Source organism: Bosea sp. ANAM02, from assembly GCF_011764485.1.
Classification (GTDB): domain Bacteria; phylum Pseudomonadota; class Alphaproteobacteria; order Rhizobiales; family Beijerinckiaceae; genus Allobosea.
In genome coordinates, this window is sequence record NZ_AP022848.1 from 2,587,389 (window position 1) to 2,608,558 (window position 21,170).

Sequence of the window (21,170 nt, forward strand, 5' to 3'; positions counted from 1 at the left end):
GTTCCGTCGATGAAGATCAGCGTTTCGCGGAGAGGAGGAGATGCTCTTCCAGGCGCCTGACGAGCCAGGCGAGCACGAGGGCGATGGCGAGAAAGATGGCGCCGACGACGACCATCGGCTCGGTGTAGCGGAAGGTGTCGGACGAGATGTCGAGCGCCGCGCCGAAGGCTTCGTAGACGGCGATGGCGGCGAGATAGGGCGTCGATTTGAAGATGCCGATGAAGTAGTTGCCCATCGGCGCGGCGATATTGCGCAGCATCTGCGGCGCGATCACCAGCACGACGGTCTGGAGCCGCTTCAGGCCGAGGGCGCGCGCCGCCTCGAACTGGCCCGGCTTCACGCCGTCGATGCCGGCCTTGAAGACCTCGGCGAGATAGCCGCTGTAATAGATGCTGATCGCGATGACGCCGATGGCCAGCGCCGGCAGCTTGATGCCGTAGGAGGGCAGCACGAAGTAGAAGAAATACAGCTGCACGAGCAGCGGCGTCGAGCGGATGAAGTCGATCAGGAAGCGCATCGCATAGCGCATCACCCGGTTGCTGCGCCGCGCGATCTCCAGCGAGAAGCCAAGCAGCGAGGCGCCGACGCAGCTCAGCAGCGCGACCAGGATCGAGGTCCAGAGCGCGCCGACGATTTTCGGCACGGTCGAGAGGGCGAAGGCGAGGTCAAACAGCATGGTCGAGCTTCCGTCCGGCGCCGACCTTGCGCTCGACCCAGCGGCCGACGATTGTCGCAGGATAGCACAGGATGAAATAGGCGACGAGCAGCGCGAAATAGACCTTCGGCGGGTCGTAGAAGAGCTGCGATATCTCCTTGGCGCGGAAGGTCATGTCGGTCAGCGTCACCAGCGAGACCAGCGCCGTGCCCTTCACGAGCTGGATGAACTGGTTGATGAAGGTCGGCACCATCGCCAGAAGCGCCTGCGGCAATTCGATCAGCATCAGGATCTGCCAGCCGCGCAGGCCGAGCGAGCGCCCGGCCTCGCTCTGGCCCTTGTCCAGCGCCTGCAGCGCGCCGCGCACGGCCTGGCTGCCATAGGCGCCGATATGCAGGCCCAGCACCATCGCGCCGACGGTGATGCCCGAGAGCCGCAGGCCGAAGGACGGCAGCGTGTAGTAGAAGCCGTAGAGCAGGATCACGACCGAGGTCGAGCGCCAGAACTCGATGACGGCGGTGATCGCGCCATAGGCGAGGCCGCGCCAGCTATGCTGGGCGATGCCGGCGGCGAAGGCAAAGGGCACGGCATAGAGCATGCCGAGCACCGTCACCGTCAGCGTGACGTTCAACCCCTGGAAGATGCCCGAGAGGACTTCGAGAAAGCTCATGATGCCGGCCGCGACGTTCAGCCGTTGCCGGCGCAGATCTGCGCGGTGGTGATGGCGCCGGCATCGTCGTCGGCGGTGAAGTTGTATTTCTCCATGATCGGCTTGAGGCCGCCGCTGGCGCGCAGCTTGGCGAGCTCGGCATTGTAGGCGTCGCGCAGCCGGGCGCTGCTCTTGGGGAAGACCGTGCCGGTATAGAGCTTGGCCGGCTGGCCGTTCGGTTTGATCAGGCCCTTGAACGGAAGCGCGCGCTCCATCCCCGCGACCTTCTGCTCCTCGATGACGCCGATGGCGCTCGGCACCGACAACGTCGCGGCATCGGCGCGGTCGGCAAGGATCGCGCTGACCGCGGCTTCGTTGTTCGGGAAGAGCGAGACTTGCGCTTCGGGGACGCCCGCCGCAATGGCATTCTTGGTATTCTCGGATCCGCGCCCGCCAGCGAGCCGGGCCTTCGGATTCCTGGCGATATCCTCGTAGGAATGAAGGTTCAACGGATTGCCCTTCTTGACCAGCAGGCTGTCGCCCACGGCCACGTCCGGCTCGCTGAACAGCACCTGCTCGCAGCGCGGCGGCGTGATCGCGACGCCGGATGCGATGATGTCGAAGCGCCCGGCCAGCAGGCCCGGGATCATCGCGCCGAAATCGGAGACGACGAACTCGAAATCCTTGACGCCGAGCGGCGCGAAGACGGCGCGGATCACGTCGGGATGGATGCCGACGACCTTGCTGTCCTTGTCGCGATAGGCCCAGGGCGTGCGGTTATGGATGCCGACGACGAGCTTCTTGCCAGCCCATTCGGATTGAGCCTGCGCCTGCGAAGACCCCGGGCCGCTAAAGGCCGAGAGCACCGTGGCGGCACCCGCCAGGAGGAGGGAAAGGCGGCGGCGCGAGATGGCGGTCATGACGATCTCCGATCCGGAAAGGTTGGACCTGCTCAGTGCAGGATCTGGGAGAGGAAGAGCTTTGTGCGCTCGTGCTGGGGGTTCTTGAAGAATTCGTCGGGGGTGTTCATCTCGACGATCTGGCCGGCATCCATGAAGATGACGCGGTCGGCGACCTGGCGGGCGAAGCCCATCTCGTGGGTGACGCAGAGCATGGTCATGCCCTCGTCGGCCAGCGAGACCATGGTGTCGAGCACCTCCTTGACCATCTCCGGATCGAGCGCCGAGGTCGGCTCGTCGAACAGCATGATCTTGGGGCTCATGCACAATGAGCGGGCGATCGCCACGCGCTGCTGCTGGCCGCCCGAGAGCTGGCCCGGATATTTCGCCGCCTGCTCGGGGATCTTGACGCGCTGGAGATAGTGCATCGCGATCTCCTCGGCGTCCTTCTTGGGCATCTTCTTCACCCAGATCGGAGCCAGCGTCAGGTTCTCCAGGATCGTCAGATGCGGGAACAGGTTGAAGTGCTGGAAAACCATTCCGACATCGCGGCGGATCTCGTCGATCTTCTTGAGATCGTTGGTCAGCTCCGTCCCGTCGACGATGATCTGACCCTTCTGGTGCTCCTCGAGACGGTTGATGCAGCGGATCATCGTCGACTTGCCCGAGCCTGACGGGCCGCAGATCACCAGCTTCTCGCCGCGCTCGACCTTGAGGTTGATGTCGCGCAGAACGTGGAACTCGCCATACCACTTGTTCACGCCGATCATTTCCACCGCCGTCGCCGTGTTCAGCGCAGTCGGCTTCAGCGCAGCGGGACGTGCGTCATCGCTGGCAGGCCCGACGGCCTGCTGCATCGGTAATGTCATCGATACCCCTCGAAATCGCGTCTCTGGCGCGTTTCAAGGGAGGATAGCCGGGGGGAGACGCCGCGCAATTCGAGCCGAGGCATAACTCGATGCCGCGTTGTTATGGGTTCAGCGTGCTTCCATCAGGCAGTCGATGAAGTCGCGCACGAGCTGCGATTTCGGCCTGTCCGGCGGCAGGATGAGAAAGCTGCGGCTCTGCACGGGCGGTTCGAACGGGCGCAGCACGAGCTGGCTCTGATCGTGGCCTGCAATCGCGTAGGGGCTGATCAATCCGACGCCGACGCCCTGCGCCACCAGCGCGCAGACCGTCGCCGCATAGATCGTCTCGACCACGACGCGCGGCGGCGGCGCTCCGGCTTCCGACATGATCATGTCGAAGCGCTGCCGGGCGCGGTCCTCCGGGACATAGGCGACGAAATCGACGCCGGACAGATCATGCGGGCCGATCGTTTCGCGCTCGGCCAAGGGGTGGCCGAGCGGCATGGCGCAGAGCGCGCGCGGCTGCACGAAGACCTGATGAACCACGCCCGTGACATCGATCTCGTCGGCGGCCAGGCCGACATCGTAGATGCCGGAGGCGACGCCGTCCCTGACGTCCCTAGAGGACAGGACCATCAGCGTCACGGTCGCGTCGGGGCGCAGGTTGCGGAAGCGCAGCACGGCATTCGGGACGATCGAGGAACTGAGCGCCGACAGCGTCGCGATCCGGAGCTGGCCCGCGCCATAGTCGCGGATGCGGGCCGCGCTGGCGCGCAGCCGGTCCATGCCGCGGAAATTGGCCTCGACCTCGGCGAAGAAGGTTCGCCCTTCCGGCGTCGGGACGATGCGGTTGCGCACCCGGTCGAACAGGGCGAAGCCCAGCGACTTTTCGAGCTCCGCGATCAGGCGGCTGACGCCGGGCTGCGTCACGCCGAGAATCTCGGCCGCTCGCGAGACCGTTCCCGCCTTCATCACGGCAGCGAAGACTTCGATCTGACGGCTGTTCAAGTTCGACATGCCTCGCGCAGTCTGGTCGAACCCCGGCTCACGACATCATGCCAGGGCGCGCTTCCCCTATCTGCCAACGCGTGCTTCAGCCGTAAAGCCGGAACGCGTCGGAGTCGGGACGTGAACGGTTATTTGCCCGGTTTGACGAACCTGGAGAGGGAAGCGGTGTCCCGCGTCAAGTATTCGCATGGATGTCGATCAGTCGGAACGCTGCAACGCGAGGTGGCCGGCCGGCAGCGGTTCTGAGGAGGCCAGAAATCCGTCGCCGACCGGCCGAGCCCTTCGGTTTCCCAGGAGATGCGGCGGACCTGAGCACCCGAGGGGCATAGGGGAGCGATCTCGGGGATCGCTGCGTCGCACAATCTCTACAATGCGACGCATCCGAATCAATCAAATCCGACCGGTCGGGCCTGTTCATCGATCGTTAACCCTACCGACTAAGCTTAAAGAACAGGGTCAAGGTTCCTTTCGCGATCCGGAAATTGACGGTCCCGCAAAAGGTTGAGCGGCTTTCGACTTGTGGAACACCATGAGAATTTCGGGGGAAGCTTTCGGGCCGGCGACTGTCGCCGGTTGAGCCGGTTCCATTCCCCATCGCTCGAAGCTCGCCCGTTGCCGCTTCGCGTCGACCGAAAGCCATCTCGCGATGCCGGTGGCACGCCGACGACAGCCGTCGCGGATGCGTGACCGCGGGATGGCGGCTTGGCTGTCCCGGCGGCGGACTGCTTCAGGTCTCGTCGACCGCCGACAATCTGCAGGGGGCGATGGCGAGCACCTCGCAGTCGGCCTCGGTGCCGTTCTGCCAGGACTGGACGAGAAAGCGGGCGTCCGAGCCGGTCGCCATGATCGGGTGGTGCCAAAGCCCGCGGCGATAGACCATTCCCTGCGCCGCGGAAAACGAGAACGCGGCCAGGGTCGACAGGTCGGGCATGCCATCTTTCCGGGTCTGGCTGACGATGACGATATGGCCGGACCCGTTGAGTGGCATGATCAGCTGTATCGAATTCACATGCCGCTCAAGCATGGTGATGGTGGAGGTCGGGGGCTGCCGCCTCGCCTCGAAGATCGACGTCACAAAGCTGGATCCGGGCCGGACGTCAGCCGCCGGATGAGCGTGAACGTCATGCCGCTGCGCCGTCCCGTTGTTCGCGGCGCGGCCGGACTCACCTGCTGCGATGATCCAGCCGAAAGGGGCGAAGGTGTCGTTCGTGACCGGCTGAATCTCGAGAGCGCGCGGGGAGGGGGATGCTATGCTCATTCCGTGATCTTGCGTTGGTGATCTATCGGGGCGGTGGATCGGGCGGAAACAACGAAGCGCGCCGGCGACAGCGCCTGCTTTCAGGCCCTAAAGCAGAAAATGCATGCCGAAACCGAGGATCATGAAACCGGTCCCGACGACGAGCGCAACGAACTGCGGCTGCAGGCGCATCCGCTGCTCCGCGAACAGTCCCGCCTTCTCCGCCCTCGACATGCGGTCGCGGGCCTTGAACTGCTCGGCTATCCCGGAGGGGTCGACACCGCTCGGACCGTCCTTCTCCAGGTCCATGCGGATGACGATGAAGACGATGACGAGGCCGATCACGCCGAGGCCGAAATAGCCCACGAGTCGTATGGCACCGTAGAACACCCCGATGCCGGCGGCCGCGAGGAAGGGGAATGCGACGTAATCCCATCTGGTGAACCGCATGGGCCATCTTGCGGCGCGCCGGAATGCCTGTCCAGCGGCCGCCCGACGCGGGCCGTGCTACCTCTCCAGCACCGCGATCATCTCGACGCGCGCCGCATGTCGGCCGCCTTCGAACGTGGCGTCGAGAAACGCATCCACGATCGCGAGCGCCAGCCCTTCGCCGACCACGCGGGCTCCGAGCGACAGCATGTTGGCGTCGTTGTGCTCGCGGATCATGCGGGCCGAGAACGTGTCGGAGCAGACGCCGCAGCGGATGCCCTTGACCTTGTTCGCCGCCATCATGATGCCCTGGCCGGTGCCACACAGGACGATGCCGAGCCGGCATTCGCCGGAGGCGACCATCCGGGCCGCCGCTTCGCCATGTCTCGGATAGGGCGTGCTTTCCGGCGTCACCGGGCCGATATCGGCCACGACCCAGCCCCGCGCCGCCACATGTCTGGCGATGACCTGCCGGAGCGGGATGGCGGCGTGGTCGCTGGAAAGGACGATGCGGTTATCGGCGGTCACGGCGGCGGCGTCCTGTTTCGAGAGGTTATGGGCTGGCTCGACCGTGGTGAATGAGGCATCCTGTTCCGTCAATGCGCCACGGGCGCCGGACGAAGACGCGCACGGTCCTGACGGATGCTGACAGGGTCGTGCATCGCTTCACGGCCCGACATGCGCGATGTTGCTGCAGGAGCCGGGCCGGATCAATTCGCCGCGTCCTGCGTTTCAACGCAAGCTGCCCGTGCGACAGGCGCCGGTGGCGCCAGCCATGAGAGACCTGGGGGAGCGACGATGATGAAGGCCCTTCTTGGAGCAGCAACCCTTGCCCTCGGCTTCGGCCTCGGCGCGTCGGCCATGGCCTGCGAACTCGATCGCCCGTTGAAGATCGCCGGGCTCGACTATGATTCGGCAGCCTTCCACACAGCCGTCGCCGGCGCGATCGCCGAGCGCGGCTTCGGCTGCAAGGTTGAGCGCGTTCCCGGCGTGATCGCGCCGCTGGTCAATGGGCTTGCGCGGGGCGATGTCGACATCGTCATGGAAATCTGGATGGCGAACCCGGTCGATGCCTGGGTCAAGGCGGCCGAGGCCGGCAAGGTCGAACCGCTCGGCACGACATTCCCGGATGCGAGCGAAGGCTGGTTCGTGCCGCGCTATCTCGTTTCCGGGCCTGACGCCAAGGCGCCGGACCTGAAGAAGCCGGAGGACCTCAAGCGCTACAAGGCCCTGTTCGCCGATCCGGAGGAGCCGGAGAAGGGGCGCTTCTACAATTGCGTCGCCGGCTGGGTCTGCGAGGGCATCAACACCAAGAAGCTCGCGGTCTACGGCCTCGCCGAGGACTTCACCAATACGCGCGGCGGCTCGGGCGAGGCGCTCGTCGCCGCGATCGAGGCCGCGCTCAAGCGCAAGCGCCCGGTCGTGTTCTACTACTGGGGCCCGAGCTGGCTGCTCGGCGCCTATGACCTCCTCAAGCTGGAGGAGGCGCCTTTCGATGCGGGCGTCTGGGCCGAGCTCAAGGCCAGCGACACCCCCAAGCGCGCCACCGCCTATCCGACCAGCAAGGTCGTGATCGGCGCGAATATCGACTTCGCCAAGAAGGCGCCCCAGCTCGCCAGCTTCTTCAAGAGCTACGGCACGACCAGCGACGTGACCTCGAAGATGCTGGCCGAAGCGCGCGAAAAGGGCGTGACGCCCGAGCAGCAGGCGCTCGTCTTCCTGAAGACGCAGGGTGAGATTTGGAAGAAATGGCTGCCGGCCGATATCGCCGGCAAGGTCGCCGCCAGCCTGTGACGACCGGTTCGGTGCCGGATATCGGCAAGGCGCTGCAAGGCGCAGTCAATCACGCGGTCGATGCGCTGGTCACCGGCTATGGCGACAGGCTCGACGGTTTCGGTGCGATGCTGACGGCGCCGGTCCGTCTCGTCGAGACGCTGCTCCAGTATGTCCCGATCCCGGCCTTCGTGCTGGCTGTCGCGGCCGGCGCCTGGCTGGCGACGCGGCGGATCGGCTTCGCGCTGGCGATGGCCGCCTTGCCGCTGGCTCTCGCGGGATTGGGTGTCTGGGGCGAGGCCATGCAGTCGCTCGCCCTGGTGATTATCGCCGTCGTCTTCGTCGTGCTGCTGGGCCTGCCGCTCGGCGTCGCGGCGGCGCGCCTGCCGCGATTGGGAAAGGCGCTCGCGCCGCTCTACGACCTCATGCAGACTATCCCGAGCTTCGTCTACCTGATCCCGGTCGCGATGCTGCTCGGGCTCGGGCGCGCACCGGCGCTGGTCGCGACGCTGGTCTACGCGCTGCCGCCCTTCGCGCGCCTGACCGAACTCGGCCTACGCGGCGTCGATGCCGGGCTCGTCGAGGCCTCGCGGGCTTTGGGCCTGCGGCCCCGGCAGGCTTTCTGGCTGATCGAATTGCCGCTGGCCCGCCCCACGATCCTGCAGGGCTTGAACCAGGCGATCATGATGGCGCTGGCCATGGTCGTGGTCGCCTCGATGATCGGCGCCAAGGGGCTGGGCGAGGTCGTGCTGCTCGGCCTGCAACGGGCCGATCCCGGCCTCGGCTTCGTCGGCGGGCTCGGCATCGTCCTGCTCGCGGTACTGCTCGACCGGATGGCGCAGGCGGTTCTCGGCGCGCGGCAGCCGCCGCGCTGAGGCTCAACGAATCAGCGGGGGAAAACCAGGCTGAACGCACTTGAACAAAGCAGGAACATCATTGATAATGCCTGAACTGGCCGATAAGGTTCGGCTCCGGTCACGAGGCCGGTTTGTGTGAAGTGCGCAGGAAACGGAGCCTGTCATGGCTGGTAGCGTCAACAAGGTCATTCTGGTCGGCAATCTCGGGCGCGATCCCGAAGTGCGCCGCCTCGGCAGCGGCGAGCCTGTCGTCAATCTGCGGATCGCCACCTCCGAGACCTGGCGCGACAAGCAGAGCGGCGAGCGCAAGGAGCGCACCGAGTGGCACTCGGTCGTGATCTTCAACGAGAACCTGGCGAAGGTGGCCGAGCAGTACCTGAAGAAGGGCTCCAAGATTTACGTCGAGGGGCAGCTCCAGACCCGGAAATGGCAGGACCAGTCCGGCGTCGAGAAGTACACGACCGAGATCGTGCTGCAGCGGTTCCGCGGCGAGCTCACCATCCTCGACAGCCGCCAGGGTGGCTCCGACGAATATGGCGAAGGTGGCGGCAGCAGCGGCGGCTACATGGACGACCGATCAGGCGGCGGGGGCTCCTTCGGCCGCTCCGGTGCGATGGGTGGTGGTGGCGGCTCGCGCCAGCCGGCGATGTCGGGCGGCGGCGGCGGCGGCCGTTCGTCCTCCAGTCATCTCGACGACGACATCCCGTTCTAAGGAGCGTGGAAATCACGACCGTCCGCGTGACGCCTTGAATGGACCGCTCCGTTCTGGCGGGTGCCTGACAGGCGAGGACGGGGCGGCATCGTCCGGGAAGGCGCGGCGGGCCACGGCGAGTTCCCGCGTCGCGGTGGCGAGTAGGCGCTGGCGGTCGTCGAGCAGCGCGGCCTTGATGGAGGACGTCCCGAGGTCGATGCCGATATAGGTCACATCGGTGCCTGTGGCGCGGGTTCAGCGGTGCTCGTGTCAGGCAGGCCGCCCGGATAGATCATGCTCTTGACCATACCATCTTCATTCGCCGCATGGCGGCGGAAGGCGGCGGGTCCTTCGGCGAGCGGGAAGCGGTGGCTGACCACGGCCTCGACATTGACCTTGCCGAGCGCCACCAGCGCGATCGCGCGCGGGTAGACATGGCCCATCCGGCGCGAGAACTTGATGTTGAGCCCGCGCCGGCGGGCCTCCGCGGCCGGGATCACATAGCTGTCGCCGTCGGGGATGCCGACCAGCACGACGCGGCCGCCGATGCGGGCGGCACGGATCGCGTCGCGGAAACCCTCGGGGGCGTTGGTCGCCTCGATCACCAATGGCAGGCCTTCGCCCTTCGTCCATGCGGCGATGTCGGCGACGCCGGCGCCGGCCTTGTCCGCCCCGAGCTTCAGCGCCAGTTCGCGGCGATGCGGCTGCGGATCGCAAGCGAGGATTTCGCCGACGCCGGCCGTGCGCAGCACCTGCAGGATCAGGAGGCCGATCGGACCGCAGCCGATCAGCGCCACGCGTTCGAGCAGGCGCGGCCTGGCGAGATCCACCGCATGGATCGCGACGCCGAGCGGCTCGAGCATCACCGCCTCGCTCGGCGAGAACGTGTCGGGCACCGGCACGACCTGCGATTTCGGCACCCAGATCCGCTCCGTCATCGCCCCGTCATGCGGGGGAGCCCCGATGAAGACGACTTCGGGGCAGAGATTGGGATGGCCGCTGCGGCAATGCTCGCACTGCCCGCAGGCCTGGTTGGGATCGACGGCGACAAGCGCGCCGCGCGCGAGGCCGAGTTCCGGCAGATCCTCGGTCAGCCAGCCGCTGAACTCGTGACCGGGCACGAAGGGCGCCGCGATCACGGCCGAGCCGATGCCGCCGTCCTTGTAATAATGCAGGTCGCTGCCACAGAGCCCGACGGCGGCGACGTCGAGCAGGGTTTCGCCCGGCGCGCCCTCGCGGAGATTGAACGGGGCGACGCGGGCATCGCCCGCGGCGTGGAGGAAGACGGCATGGGACATGGAGGTCGGCGCTGGTTTCGCGAAAGGCTTTCGACAAATGTATTTTCTGATTTACATTGGTTTACGTCAAGCGTGAAACCGCGTGGCCACTGCACGTTGTGGGATGGCCTGAAAGCGATGTAAGCCAGCTTCGAAGCCCTCGCCGAATGCCGCCGCGCCGCCGCAGGTGCAAGCCCACCGCATCAGGATACCGCCATGCCGGAGGAACCGCAGACGCAAGTCAGAGCCGCCTGGCTCTACTACATGGAAGGGCTGACCCAGGCGGAGATCGCGGAGCGGCTGAAGATGACGCGGTTGCGCGTCAACCGGCTGCTGGTCGAGGCGCGCAGCAGCGGCCTCGTCAACATCACGATCAATTCCCGCCTGGAAAGCTGCGTCCGGCTCGAGCGCGCGCTGATCGCGCGGTTCGGGCTGAAGGACGCGGTCGTCGTGCCCAGCCCCGCCGATCCCGACCAGGTCGCGGCGCAGATCGGCAAGGCCGCCGGCGAGTTCGTCTCGCGGATCATCGAGGAGAAGCCGTCCGGCGTCTTCGGTGTCGGCTGGGGCGGAACCCTCAGGGAGACCATCCGCCATATCCGCCCCGGGCAATACCGCGATCTCGCGGTGACCTCGATGATGGGCGGGCTGACCTATGGCATCGAGATCAACACCTTCGAGATCGCCAGCCATTTCGCCCGGCTCTGGCAGGCGCAATGCCACTATCTGGCGGCGCCGATCTATGCCGGCGCCCCGCAATCGCGCGATACCATCCTGGCGCAGGATGTGTTCGAGGCCGCCTTCGCCCGGATCAGGGCGACCGATGTCGCGATCCTCAGCGCCGGCGATCTGAGCGAGCGTTCGCTCTTGGTGCGCTACGGGCTGCCCGGCGATGTCGGCGCTGTCGAGCTCGCCGAAGCGGGCGCGGTCGGCGACATGCTCGGCCAGTTCATCGATCGCAGCGGCCAGGCGATCGCGCATCCGATCAACCGCCGCGCCATCGCGCTGCCGCTGGACGCCTTGCGCCGGATCCCGACCGTGATCCTGGCCTCCGGCGGGACCAACAAGGCGGAGGTCATTGCGGCAACGCTGCGGGGCAAGCTCGCCTCGGTGCTGATCACGGACGAGGATGCGGCGGCTGCCGTGCTGGAGAGCCCGGCGCCGGCCTGACGGCCAATGCCTCAGGCGCTGCGGATCGCCTGCAGCAACTCTTCATGGATCAGGCCGTTGCTGACGACCTTCTCCAGGTCCTCGTCGCGCGAATCCTGGCCGTCGACCGTCGTCACCCTGCCGCCCGCTGCCCGCACCAATGGCATCGCCGCGGCGTGGGAGACGATATCCGCCTTGAGGCCGATGAAAGCGTCGAGCCGCCCGGCCGCCACAAGCGACATCTCCAGCCCGCCGGAGACGATCACCCGGACGCCGCGGCACAGGCCGGCGAGGCGGCGGATGACAGCGCTCGTCCGGTTCGCATCCTCGGTGCTGTAATGCGAGGTCAGGCAGATCGAGACGACGGCGTCGCTCAGGCGCTTCGTGGCGGAAGCGCGTACCGGCCGGCCGTCGACCGTCGCGACGCCGCCCTCGGCGAAGCGTGCTGAGAGCCCGGCGAGCGGCGCATGGGTCAGGCCGAGCACGGTGCGGCCCTGTTCCTGATAGGCCATGGTGACGGAGAACCAGGGCAGGCCGGAGGCGTAGTTCACCGTGCCGTCGAGCGGGTCGATGATCCAGCGCGGGGCCTGCTCCGAGCCGCTGAATCCGGCCTCCTCCGAGAGGATGGCAGCCTCGGGCGTCAGGGCGCGCAGGCCGTCGATGACGAGGCGTTCGGAGGCAAGATCGGCCGCCGTGACCACGTCGTTCAGCTCCTTGCGGGTGACGCCAAGCTCGGCACCCTGCATCTCGACGAGCACCTGGCCGGCGCGGCGGGCCAGAGCGTCGGCCTGGTCGAGCAGGGCGAGAAGGCGGGGTTCGGTCATCGGGCAGGCACCGTTTGCGGCTTTCCGGGATAGGCGGGGTCGAGCACGAAATCCCGGCGCGGTCCATAGTCGCCGATCGGCTGGAGATGGCTGACCATCCCGAGACCGGGCTTCCAGACATGGAGCGCCAGCGCCGGCGGCTCCATGACGAACCTGTTTTCCGTCCCGGGCCTGAGATCGAGGGCGACCTGATGGGCGGTGCCCGGCACGACATAGCCGATGGTGCCGGCGAAGCGGAGCTGGATCGGCCGGTGATAATGGCCGCAGAGCACGCGCTCGATCTCGGGATGATCGGCGATCAGGCGGGCGAAACCCGGCGAGACCTTGCAGGGCATGACGTCCATGCCGTCGACTCCGACTGGGAAGGGCGGGTGATGCATGAAGATGACGGTCGGCTTGCCCTCTCCCTGCGCGAGCTGCTTGGCAAGCCAGGTTTCGCGGGCGGTGCAGATCTCGCCGCCATCCTCGCCGGCGACGACGGTGTCGAGCCCGATCAGCCTGACCGGGAAATCGTCGATCGCGTAATGCAGGAAGCCCGTCTGCGGCAGATAGGGGTGATCGGGTCGCAGCTCGCCGGAGAAGCTGTCGCGGCGGTCATGATTGCCGGGAATGACGTAGACCGGCATCGGCAGGCGTCGCAGCGCCGCGCGGACGATGCCGTATTCCTCCGGCAGGCCGCAATCGGAGAGGTCGCCCGTGACCAGCACGCAATCGGGCCGGGGTTCCAGCTTCAGGACCTCGTCGACGGCCCGCTCGATCGCCGCATTGGTCTCGACGATGCCATAGGCGGGATTGCCATGCGGGCGGGCATGGAAGTCGCTGAGCTGGGCGATGATCATCGCGGGTGCGTCCCGTCGTGAGGAAAGGGGTTGCCGCCCGGTCCAAACCGGGCGGCGAGGCAGCGCGGCAGCGCCGCCGCTCACTTCATCAGGGCTTCGGTCTCGGACACCATCCGCTCGATGCCGGCCTTGGGCTGGATCTCGCCGCGCATCACGCCCGCGACGACCTCGCGCTGCTGGCGCCAGATGCGGACCGAGTTGCCGCCCGGATAACCCTGCCAGGGCGAAGCGCGGTTGACCTGCCCGTTGATGGTCCGGAAATTGGCGTTGTCCTTGTAGAACGAGCCCAGGAACGCGTCCTCGCCGGTCCGCAGGTTGGTCGGCATGTAGCCCGAGGTCTCGACGACGATCTTCTGCGCTTCGGGGCCGGTGACGAACTTCACGAACTCCCAGGCGGCCTTCTGCCTGGCCGGATCCTTGGCCGTGATGATCGCGGCGTTGCCCCCGGTCGGAAGCGTGCCCTTGGCCTTGTCGTCGATCGGAAAGAGCGCGGTCTTCAGCGTGAAGCGGTCGCCGACCAGATCGGTGACCTGGCGGAGCCGGGCCGGGGTGTCGAAGAAGATGCCGATCTTGCCGGCGATGAACTGCTGGCGCGACTGATCCCAGTCGATCAGCGGCATGCCGGCTTCGGTGACGAAGGAGCGCAGGGTCGTCAGCGCCTTCAGGCCGACATCGCCGCCGAAGGCGACCTTCTTGCCGCTGGCATCGAGCAGGGTATGGCCGCCTTGCTGGATGATGCCGCGCCAGAGCCAGTCATCCGGCCAGTCATGGATGTTGTAGGCAAGCCCGGCCGTGTCGCCGCTGTTGATCTTCTTGGCGAGCGCGACCGTGTCGGCCCAGTTGTCGGGCATCTTGTCGGGGTTGCCGCCGGCCTTCTTCACAAGCTCGGCATTGAGATACATCAGCGGCGTCGAGGCGTTGAAGGCGAGGCCCGCCTGCTTGCCGGCGACCTGGCCGAGCGAAAGCAGCGCGTCGGAATAATTGGCCTTGCGCCAGGCTTCCGGCTCGGCCTTGAGCAGCGGGCCGAGATCGACGACCTGCTTGCGCTTGTCGAGGGTCTCGACCAGCTCCGTCAGCAGGTGGAAGCCGGAATAATAGACGTCCGGCAGCTGGTTGGTGACGGACTGGCGCAGCATGGCCTGATGGCCTTCGTCATAGCTCGCGGCCGGCGCCCGGAAGTTGATCTTGATGTCCGGGTGCTTCTTCATGAATTCCGCGGCGATCGGCTCGTGGAATTTGGCGAAGGCCGGGAAGGCATAGAGCACGTCGAGCGTGACCTGCGCCTTCGCGGCCGTCGAGGCAGCGAGGGTCAATGCCGCTGCGGCAAGAATTTTGCCGAGAGGTTTCATGCGTGATCTCCTTGGCAGGGACAGCGGGGCTGTCGGGTTGCAGTTGCTTCAGGCCTGAACTTTGGGCGGCGCTGCCGCCGGCTACTTCACCCCGGTCATGGTGATGCCGTCGATGAACCGGCGCCGGGCGACGAGGAAAGCGATGACGAGCGGTGCGGTGAGGATGGTCGCGGCGGCGGTCAGCGCGCCGTAATTCGATCCGGTCTCGGCATCGGCGAAGAACATCATGCCGAGCGGCGGCGGCGCGAGCTTGGCGTCGGAGATGACGATCAGCGGCCAGTAGAGATCGTTCCAGTGCGCGACGGCCGAGAAGACCGAGAAGGCGGCGATCGCCGGCCAGGCGCTCGGCGTGACGATGCGCCAGACGATCTCGAACTCGCTCATGCCGTCGAGCCGGGCGGCGTTGATGATGTCGTCGGGAAAGCTGCGGAAGAACTGGCGGAACAGGAAGATGGCGAAGACCGAGAGGAAGAACGGCACCATCATCGAGAAATAGGTGTTGAGCAGCCCGAGCTGGGCGAGCGCGATATAGAGCGGCATCGCCGGCACCTGCACGGGGATGCACAGGCCGAGCAGCACGAGCACGAACAGCGCATTGCGGCCGGGAAAGTCGAGCTTCGCCAATGCATAGGCGCAAGGGATGGCGACGAGGAGCTGCACGATCAGGATGCCGCCGCAGAGGATGACGCCGTTCAGCGCGAAGCGCAGCAGCGGCGCCTTCTCCATGGCGAAGCCGTAGTTCTGCAGGCCGTAGAACTGCTTCGGCCAGAGCGAGATCTCGGCGCTGAAGATCTCGGCCGGCGGCTTGATCGAGGTCACCAGCATCCACACGAAGGGCGCCAGCATGAAGATCGCGCCGGCGATCAGCACGCCATGGATCAGCGCCAGCGTCACGAAGCGGCGCAGCACCGAATGGACGGGCGTGACCTGGGCGGCGGGGAGCGCGAGATCGGTCATCAGTAGTGCACCTTCTTGTCGAGGGCGAAGGTCTGCACGGCCGAGAAGACGAGGATGAAAGCGAGGAAGATGAAGGTCAGCGCCGCGGCATAGCCGGTGTGGAAATACTGAAAGCCTTCGAGATAGATGTTGTAGAGCAGCACCTCGGTGGAGCCGATCGGCCCGCCGCGCGTCATCACCGCCACCGTGTCGAATATCTTGAAGGCGGTGATCATCGTCGTGACCAGGACGAACATCGTCGTCGGCCCGAGCAGCGGCCAGGTGATGGTCAGGAAGCGATCGATCCCGCTGGAGCAGCCGTCGATATCGGCGGCTTCGTAGAGATCGCGCGGGATCGCGGTCAGCCCGGCGAGGAACAGGATCATGTTGAAGCCGATGAGCTGCCAGATGCCGATCACCGCCAGCGTCGCGAGCGCCGTCGAGGGCTCGCTGAGGAAGGCGACCGGGCCGATGCCCAGCCATTTCAGCAGGCCGTTGACCGGGCCAAGCGAGGGGTGGAGCAGGAATTGCCAGACGGTCGCCATCGCGATCAGCGTCGAGGTCACCGGCAGGAAATAGACGACCTCGTAGAAGGAGCGCGTGCGCTTGCGCCGATGCACCAGGACGGCGATCAGCAGGGCGCCGAGCACGCCGCCGGGCACGACGATGGCGACATAGAGCAGTGTGTTCACCAGCGAGCGCCGGATGATCGGATCGGCCAGCGCCTTCTGGAAATTGGCGAGGCCGACCCAGTCCATGTCGACGCCGCCGAACTCGTAGTTCGTGAGACTGAGCCAGAGCAGGACGGCGAGCGGCAGCAGGATCGTCAGCAGGAGCAGGGCGAAGGCCGGGAGCGCGAAGCCGAGCCCGGTGACGCGCTCGATCCAGAGCCTGCGGCGCGTGACGGGGGCGAAGCCGGCTGATGATGTGAGGGCGAGCGTCATGCTCAGGCCCTCAGCGGCACGACGGAGCCGGTCGCGGTGCCTTGCCCGCACGGCTCGATGCGTTCGCCATCGGCGGCGAAGACATGCGCGGCCGCCTCGTCGAAGCCGAGCGTGACCTCGGCGGCCTCGTTCACGCCGGCCGCTGCGGCGGGCGTCGCCCGCATCGTCACGCCGGCCGCGTCCCGCCCCGCGAGATCGAAATGCAGGATGTATTCGGAGCCGAGATTCTCCTTGCGCCGCAGGCGGGCCGAGAACCAGGCCCGGCCCTGGCCGCCGGCCTCGCCCTGGACAAGAGTGAGCGCCTCGGCGCGGATACCGAGCGTCACCGCCTGTCCCGCGGCGAGCGGGACGGTGAGCGCCAGCGGGCGGCCGAAGAGCTCGATGCGTCCGCTATGCGCGACCGTCGCCGGCAGCAGGTTGATCGCCGGGCTGCCGATGAACTGCGCGACCTTGAGCGAGGCCGGCTTCTCGTAGAGCTGCGAGGGCGTGCCGAGCTGCAGCACGGAGCCTGAATCCATCATGGCGACGCGGTCGGACATCGTCATCGCCTCGACCTGGTCATGCGTGACGTAGATGAAGGTCGCGCCGAGGCGCTTGTGCAGCTCGGCGAGCTCCGTGCGCATATGGACGCGCAGCTTGGCGTCGAGATTCGAGAGCGGTTCGTCCATCAGGAAGACGTCGGGATTGCGCACCATGGCGCGGCCGAGTGCGACGCGCTGGCGCTGGCCGCCGGAGAGCTGGGCCGGCTTGCGCGACAGCAGATGGTCGAGCTGGAGCTGCGCCGCGACCGCCGCGACATCCGCCTCGATGCCGCGCATGACCGCCCGGCGCTGGGGAGAGAGCTGCCGCAGCAGCGGCAGGCGCTGCCAGAGCCTGAGCCGCGACATCGTCAGGGGCAGCGCGATGTTGGCGCCGACGCTCATATGCGGATAGAGCGCATAGGACTGGAACACCATGGCGACGCGCCGCTCATGCGGGCGCAGATGGTCGACGCCGCTGCCGCCGATTGCGACGCTGCCGCCATCCTGATGCTCCAGCCCGGCGATGATCCGGATCAGGGTCGATTTCCCGCAGCCGGACGGGCCGACCAGCGTCAGGAACTCGCCATCGGCGATGTCGAGATCGACGCCGCCCAGCACCTTCGTCGGGCCGAAGGATTTGGCGATCGAGGACAATGTGACCTTGGCCATGGCGTTCGCCTTTCTGCGGCCCTGCGGGCTCTTCGTTGGGCGTGTCTTGGTTGCGCGTATCTTGCCGGCGCCCGCAGGCGGCCGGGGGAGGCGTTCAGGCGGCGCGCGGCGGGTAGACCTCGTGGATCACGTCGTCGATCCAGAGGGTTTTGAGCGCGGATATCTCGTGGATCTCGGCCGTGAAATCCCGCCCGTCGAAGGCGTAGGAGACCGCGCCGAGCGTGGTCGTGCCGGCCATGCCGGGCTGCAGTTCGGGGCCGACGACGAAGCCGGAGGACGGCCCCCAGATGTAGCGCGTGCCGGCGACCGTGAAGTCATGCGCGCGGTGCAGATGGCCGCTCGCGACGAAGGCGACCTCGTGGCGCCGCACGAGATCGAGCAGATGCGCGCGCGGCCACGGCGGCACGCTCCAGTAGCCCATGTCGCCCTCGTCCGGCGCCTCGACGAAAAGCGGGCGATGCAGGAACCAGCCGAGACGCCGGCCCTGCGCTTCCGCGATCTGCCGGTCGAGCCAGGCGAGCTGGCGCTTTTCCTCGGCCTCGTCGCTGCCGAACAGCATCGCGTTGAGGCCGATCAATCGCCAGTCCTCGATGTCGCGGATCCAGAAATCCTCGCCCAGATGCTGGCGCCAGCGTCCGAGCCGGGCCTCGTTCACCGGCTGATGCGGATGATAGGCCTCGCCGACGTCGTGATTGCCGGGGATGCTGAGCACCGGCGCGCCCAGCGTGTCGAGCAGGGCGCGGCAATGGCGCATGTCCTCGTCCACGTCCGCGCCGTCGACCGTGACGTCGCCGGTATGGATGACGAGGTCGGGCGCCTGCGCGGCGAGCCAGTCCGTCAATGGCGCCCAGTTATCGGCGAAATGCCGCTTGGTCGGACTCAGATGCGTGTCGGAAATCTGCACGATACGCTGCATGTCCCCTCCGGAATTCGCCACTTCATCGGGCGACCGTCTCATCCCGGCGCGAACGCCGGGCAGCGGCTTTGCCTTGGACCATACAAATGAATGTTTGATGACACAATTGTATTTTAAGCGTTCGTTTACCTCGTTGCCGCCGGAGACCGTTGCCGGCTAGATATCCGTGCTCTGCGGCAGGATGACGAGATCGCGGATCGTGACGTTGCGCGGGCGCGTCAGCATGAAATGCACGGCCTCCGCCACCTCTTCGGCTTCGATCAGGCCGCCGCGGGCGCGTTCGGCGTCGAGCTTCTCTTGCGGCCAGTCGGCGATCAGCGCGGTCACCACCGGGCCGGGCAAGACGGCGCCGACGCGCAGGCCATGCGGGATGACCTGCCGGCGCAGCGTGTGGACGAAAGCCTGTACCGCATGTTTCGAGGCGGTGTAGACGGGCTCCCACACCACGGGGACGACACCTGCGACCGAACTGGTGACGAGGATGTCACCGGTCTTGCGTTCGATCATATGCGGCAGCACCGCATGGATGCTGCGGAAGACTGCGTTGATATTGAGGTTCAGCATCCGGTCCCAGGCATCGGGATCGCCTTCGCTGACAGGGCCGCCGACATAGGAACCGGCATTGGCATGGAAGATGTCGAGCGCATCGGCCTTGTCGAGGATTGCGGGCAGCATGCCCGCCACGGAAGCGGCATCCGACAGATCAATGACGAGCGGGACGGCCTTGGCGCTGAGCGGAGCGCAGGCCCGAGCCAGAGCCTCGCCGTCGCGATCGACGAGCACGACGCGCGCCCCGGCCGCGAGCAGGCGCTTGGCGCAGGCGAGGCCGATCCCCGAGGCTGCGCCGGTGATCGCGGCGGTCTTTCCGGTCAGGTCCTGGTTCACGTCGGGGTCTCCGAGAGAGCTTGATGGCGCGCGGGCCGCATGAGCTCGCGGGCTGTGCGGCCGGCCGCCTGGAGCGTTTCGATAGCGACGAGGCGCCGGGCATGCAGGCCGGCGATGTCGCCGCCGGCCGGCGCGAAGACAGCCGCACCCGGCGCCATCCCGGTCATGGCCTCGCCGAGGTCGGGAAAGGCTTTCGCGGCCGTCGCCGCGAGCATGGCCGAGCCGAGCAGGACAGGGTCGACCTCGTCGGGCGCCAGCAGCGGCAGCCCGGAGCAGTCCGCCAGCAGTTGCCGGATCAGGGGATGGCGACCGGCGCCGCCGCTGAGCACGATCGCCTCGATGATCGCGCCCTTGGCACGGCTGGCTTCGATGATCTGGCGCAGGCCGTAGCCGATGCCGGTGAGGCCGGCGACATAAAGCGCGACGAGATGGTCGAGATCGCGTTCCATGCCGAGCCCGGCGATCACGGCGCGCGCCTGCGGATCGGCATTGGGCGAGCGGTTGCCGAGGAAATCCGGCACGACGATGATCTCGCCGGCGAGACGGGCCGCCTCCGAAGGCGAGGCGGCATGCCGGCCTGCCTGCGCCGCGAGCCAGTCCGGCAGCGAGAGCCCCTCTGCCTCGGCAAGGCGCTGTGCCTCGGGCGCTGCCGGGTGGAAGCCGATCAATTGCTCGATGGCCGCACCGGCGCCGGATTGCCCGCCTTCGCTCAGCCAGAGGCCCGGCGCCATCGCCGAGAAATAAGGTCCCCAGATGCCGGGAATGAAGATCGGCTCGACACTGCTCGCCATGGTGCAGGCCGAGGTGCCGAAGACATAGGCCATGCGGGTCAGCGCCGTCCCGTGCGGCGAGCGCACGCCGACCGAGCCGACGCCGCCGGCATGGGCGTCGATCAGCCCGGCGGCGACGGCGGTTCCGGGCTTCAGGCCGAGCTCGGCTGCGGCCTGTTCGGTGAGCCCGTTGCCGAGGGCCGTGCCGCCCGGAACGATCTCCGTGCCGATGCGGGCGAAACCGTCATCGGCGAGATCGCCAAGGCCGATCTGCCGGAAATAGCTCGCATCCCAGCGCCCTTCATGGGCGAGATAGGTCCATTTGCAGGTGACCGTGCAGGTCGAGCGCGCCAGCGAGCCGGTGGCGCGCCAGGTCAGGAAATCCGGCAGGTCGAAGAACTGCCAGGCGGCATCATAGCTCGCCGGCAGGTTCTCCCGAAGCCAGAGCAGCTTCGGCGTCTCCATCTCCGGCGAGATCGTGCCGCCGACATAGGCCAGGACGGGATGCCCGGTCGCGTTGATGCGCTCCGTCTGGTCGAGCGCGCGATGGTCCATCCAGACGATGATGTCGCGGCCGGCATCGCCATGCGGGCCGACGGGGAGGGGCTCGCCGCCCGGCCCGAGCACGACCAGCGAGCAGGTCGCGTCGAAGCCGAGTCCGGCGATGTCGTCGGGATGCAGTCCGGCACCAACCACCGCCTCGCGGACGCTGGCGCAGACGGCCCGCCAGATATCCGCGCTCGACTGCTCGGCGATATCCGACCCATCGCGATAGAGCGCGATATCGCGCCTCGCCGTCGCGAGCATCCGCCCGGCCCGGTCGAAGATGCCGGCCCGGGCGCTGCCGGTGCCGACATCGATGCCGATGAAATGACCTGCCATCTCAGGCGGCGATGCGGTTCGGCGGCCAGGGCGCGCCGTGGAAACCGGGATTGGCGAGGACCCGCCAGCGGTTCTGCAAGCCGACGAAGCGCAGCGCCTGGCCGGAGCCAGGCGTGTTCAGGCTCAGCCAGACGGCATGGAGCCACGACGGCAAGATCATGCTCGG

General features: G+C 67.1%; 24 protein-coding genes. 4 read left to right on the plus strand and 20 right to left on the minus strand.

Going from position 1 to position 21,170, the window contains the following annotated elements; all coding sequences use genetic code 11:
* Positions 1–16: 16 nt before the first annotated feature.
* The 8 genes from ehuD to rpiB all read right to left on the minus strand — a co-directional run bounded on the left by ehuD (position 17) and on the right by rpiB (position 6,253).
* Positions 17–676, minus strand: a complete 660-nt coding sequence (gene ehuD / locus OCUBac02_RS12535; protein ID WP_047574534.1) for an ectoine/hydroxyectoine ABC transporter permease subunit EhuD — start codon at positions 674–676, stop codon at positions 17–19.
* Positions 666–1,325: an amino acid ABC transporter permease gene (locus OCUBac02_RS12540; protein ID WP_173045992.1), complete on the minus strand. Its 660-nt coding sequence runs from the start codon at positions 1,323–1,325 to the stop codon at positions 666–668. The genes ehuD and OCUBac02_RS12540 overlap by 11 nt, the downstream gene beginning before the upstream one ends.
* Before the next feature lie 17 nt (positions 1,326–1,342).
* On the minus strand, positions 1,343–2,224 hold the full coding sequence (gene ehuB / locus OCUBac02_RS12545; protein WP_173045994.1) for an ectoine/hydroxyectoine ABC transporter substrate-binding protein EhuB: 882 nt from the start codon (positions 2,222–2,224) through the stop codon (positions 1,343–1,345).
* A gap of 32 nt (positions 2,225–2,256) precedes the next feature.
* Positions 2,257–2,973: an amino acid ABC transporter ATP-binding protein gene (locus OCUBac02_RS12550; RefSeq protein WP_173049539.1), complete on the minus strand. Its 717-nt coding sequence runs from the start codon at positions 2,971–2,973 to the stop codon at positions 2,257–2,259.
* 207 nt (positions 2,974–3,180) lie between these two features.
* Entirely contained in the window at positions 3,181–4,068 is an 888-nt protein-coding gene (locus OCUBac02_RS12555) for a LysR substrate-binding domain-containing protein (RefSeq protein ID WP_348521631.1), read from the minus strand.
* A gap of 718 nt (positions 4,069–4,786) precedes the next feature.
* Positions 4,787–5,317 carry an ureidoglycolate lyase gene (locus tag OCUBac02_RS12560; RefSeq protein ID WP_173045998.1) on the minus strand — a complete coding sequence of 177 codons (531 nt, stop codon included), beginning with the start codon at positions 5,315–5,317 and terminating at the stop codon, positions 4,787–4,789.
* An 87-nt stretch (positions 5,318–5,404) separates the two neighbouring features.
* Positions 5,405–5,746 (minus strand): hypothetical protein, encoded by a 342-nt coding sequence (locus OCUBac02_RS12565; protein WP_173046000.1) that lies wholly within the window; start codon positions 5,744–5,746, stop codon positions 5,405–5,407.
* A 57-nt stretch (positions 5,747–5,803) separates the two neighbouring features.
* Entirely contained in the window at positions 5,804–6,253 is a 450-nt protein-coding gene (gene rpiB, locus OCUBac02_RS12570) for a ribose 5-phosphate isomerase B (protein WP_173046002.1), read from the minus strand.
* Positions 6,254–6,523: 270 nt separating this feature from the next.
* Here rpiB and OCUBac02_RS12575 point away from each other — a divergent pair, with 270 nt between their 5' ends.
* The 3 genes from OCUBac02_RS12575 to ssb all read left to right on the plus strand — a co-directional run bounded on the left by OCUBac02_RS12575 (position 6,524) and on the right by ssb (position 9,067).
* Entirely contained in the window at positions 6,524–7,519 is a 996-nt protein-coding gene (locus OCUBac02_RS12575; protein ID WP_173046004.1) for an ABC transporter substrate-binding protein, read from the plus strand.
* Entirely contained in the window at positions 7,516–8,373 is an 858-nt protein-coding gene (locus tag OCUBac02_RS12580) for an ABC transporter permease (protein WP_244638908.1), read from the plus strand. The genes OCUBac02_RS12575 and OCUBac02_RS12580 overlap by 4 nt, the downstream gene beginning before the upstream one ends.
* Positions 8,374–8,518: 145 nt before the next feature.
* Complete coding sequence (ssb, locus tag OCUBac02_RS12585) at positions 8,519–9,067, plus strand: single-stranded DNA-binding protein (RefSeq protein ID WP_173046008.1); 549 nt, start codon at positions 8,519–8,521, stop codon at positions 9,065–9,067.
* Between the two features lie 12 nt (positions 9,068–9,079).
* Here the strand turns inward: ssb and OCUBac02_RS12590 are convergent, their stop codons facing one another.
* Both OCUBac02_RS12590 and OCUBac02_RS12595 read right to left on the minus strand, forming a co-directional pair.
* A complete protein-coding gene (locus OCUBac02_RS12590; RefSeq protein ID WP_173046010.1) occupies positions 9,080–9,280 on the minus strand; it encodes a hypothetical protein in 201 nt (66 codons plus the stop codon).
* Positions 9,277–10,344 (minus strand): zinc-dependent alcohol dehydrogenase, encoded by a 1,068-nt coding sequence (locus OCUBac02_RS12595; protein ID WP_173046012.1) that lies wholly within the window; start codon positions 10,342–10,344, stop codon positions 9,277–9,279. Before OCUBac02_RS12595 ends, OCUBac02_RS12590 begins: the two co-directional genes overlap by 4 nt.
* Positions 10,345–10,539: 195 nt before the next feature.
* On the opposite strand from OCUBac02_RS12595, the gene OCUBac02_RS12600 reads away from it, so the two are divergent.
* Positions 10,540–11,490: a sugar-binding transcriptional regulator gene (locus tag OCUBac02_RS12600; protein ID WP_173046014.1), complete on the plus strand. Its 951-nt coding sequence runs from the start codon at positions 10,540–10,542 to the stop codon at positions 11,488–11,490.
* A gap of 11 nt (positions 11,491–11,501) precedes the next feature.
* Here the strand turns inward: OCUBac02_RS12600 and OCUBac02_RS12605 are convergent, their stop codons facing one another.
* The 10 genes from OCUBac02_RS12605 to OCUBac02_RS12650 all read right to left on the minus strand — a co-directional run bounded on the left by OCUBac02_RS12605 (position 11,502) and on the right by OCUBac02_RS12650 (position 21,158).
* Entirely contained in the window at positions 11,502–12,293 is a 792-nt protein-coding gene (locus OCUBac02_RS12605; RefSeq protein WP_173046016.1) for an inositol monophosphatase family protein, read from the minus strand.
* Positions 12,290–13,132 carry a phosphodiesterase gene (locus OCUBac02_RS12610; RefSeq protein ID WP_173046018.1) on the minus strand — a complete coding sequence of 281 codons (843 nt, stop codon included), beginning with the start codon at positions 13,130–13,132 and terminating at the stop codon, positions 12,290–12,292. The genes OCUBac02_RS12605 and OCUBac02_RS12610 overlap by 4 nt, the downstream gene beginning before the upstream one ends.
* 80 nt (positions 13,133–13,212) lie before the next feature.
* The gene (locus OCUBac02_RS12615; protein ID WP_173046019.1) at positions 13,213–14,481 is read right to left on the minus strand and encodes an ABC transporter substrate-binding protein; all 1,269 of its coding nucleotides are present in this window, start codon (positions 14,479–14,481) and stop codon (positions 13,213–13,215) included.
* Positions 14,482–14,562: 81 nt separating this feature from the next.
* Entirely contained in the window at positions 14,563–15,327 is a 765-nt protein-coding gene (locus OCUBac02_RS12620) for a carbohydrate ABC transporter permease (protein ID WP_465247781.1), read from the minus strand.
* A 110-nt stretch (positions 15,328–15,437) separates the two neighbouring features.
* Complete coding sequence (locus tag OCUBac02_RS12625; protein WP_047580221.1) at positions 15,438–16,361, minus strand: carbohydrate ABC transporter permease; 924 nt, start codon at positions 16,359–16,361, stop codon at positions 15,438–15,440.
* Positions 16,362–16,363: 2 nt separating this feature from the next.
* A complete protein-coding gene (locus OCUBac02_RS12630; RefSeq protein ID WP_173046021.1) occupies positions 16,364–17,551 on the minus strand; it encodes an ABC transporter ATP-binding protein in 1,188 nt (395 codons plus the stop codon).
* A gap of 94 nt (positions 17,552–17,645) precedes the next feature.
* Positions 17,646–18,467 (minus strand): metallophosphoesterase family protein, encoded by an 822-nt coding sequence (locus tag OCUBac02_RS12635; protein ID WP_173046022.1) that lies wholly within the window; start codon positions 18,465–18,467, stop codon positions 17,646–17,648.
* A gap of 156 nt (positions 18,468–18,623) precedes the next feature.
* The gene (locus OCUBac02_RS12640; RefSeq protein ID WP_173046023.1) at positions 18,624–19,352 is read right to left on the minus strand and encodes an SDR family oxidoreductase; all 729 of its coding nucleotides are present in this window, start codon (positions 19,350–19,352) and stop codon (positions 18,624–18,626) included.
* Positions 19,349–21,004 carry an FGGY-family carbohydrate kinase gene (locus OCUBac02_RS12645; RefSeq protein WP_173046024.1) on the minus strand — a complete coding sequence of 552 codons (1,656 nt, stop codon included), beginning with the start codon at positions 21,002–21,004 and terminating at the stop codon, positions 19,349–19,351. The genes OCUBac02_RS12640 and OCUBac02_RS12645 overlap by 4 nt, the downstream gene beginning before the upstream one ends.
* Before the next feature lies 1 nt (position 21,005).
* Positions 21,006–21,158 carry a hypothetical protein gene (locus OCUBac02_RS12650; RefSeq protein ID WP_156134464.1) on the minus strand — a complete coding sequence of 51 codons (153 nt, stop codon included), beginning with the start codon at positions 21,156–21,158 and terminating at the stop codon, positions 21,006–21,008.
* Positions 21,159–21,170: the final 12 nt, after the last annotated feature.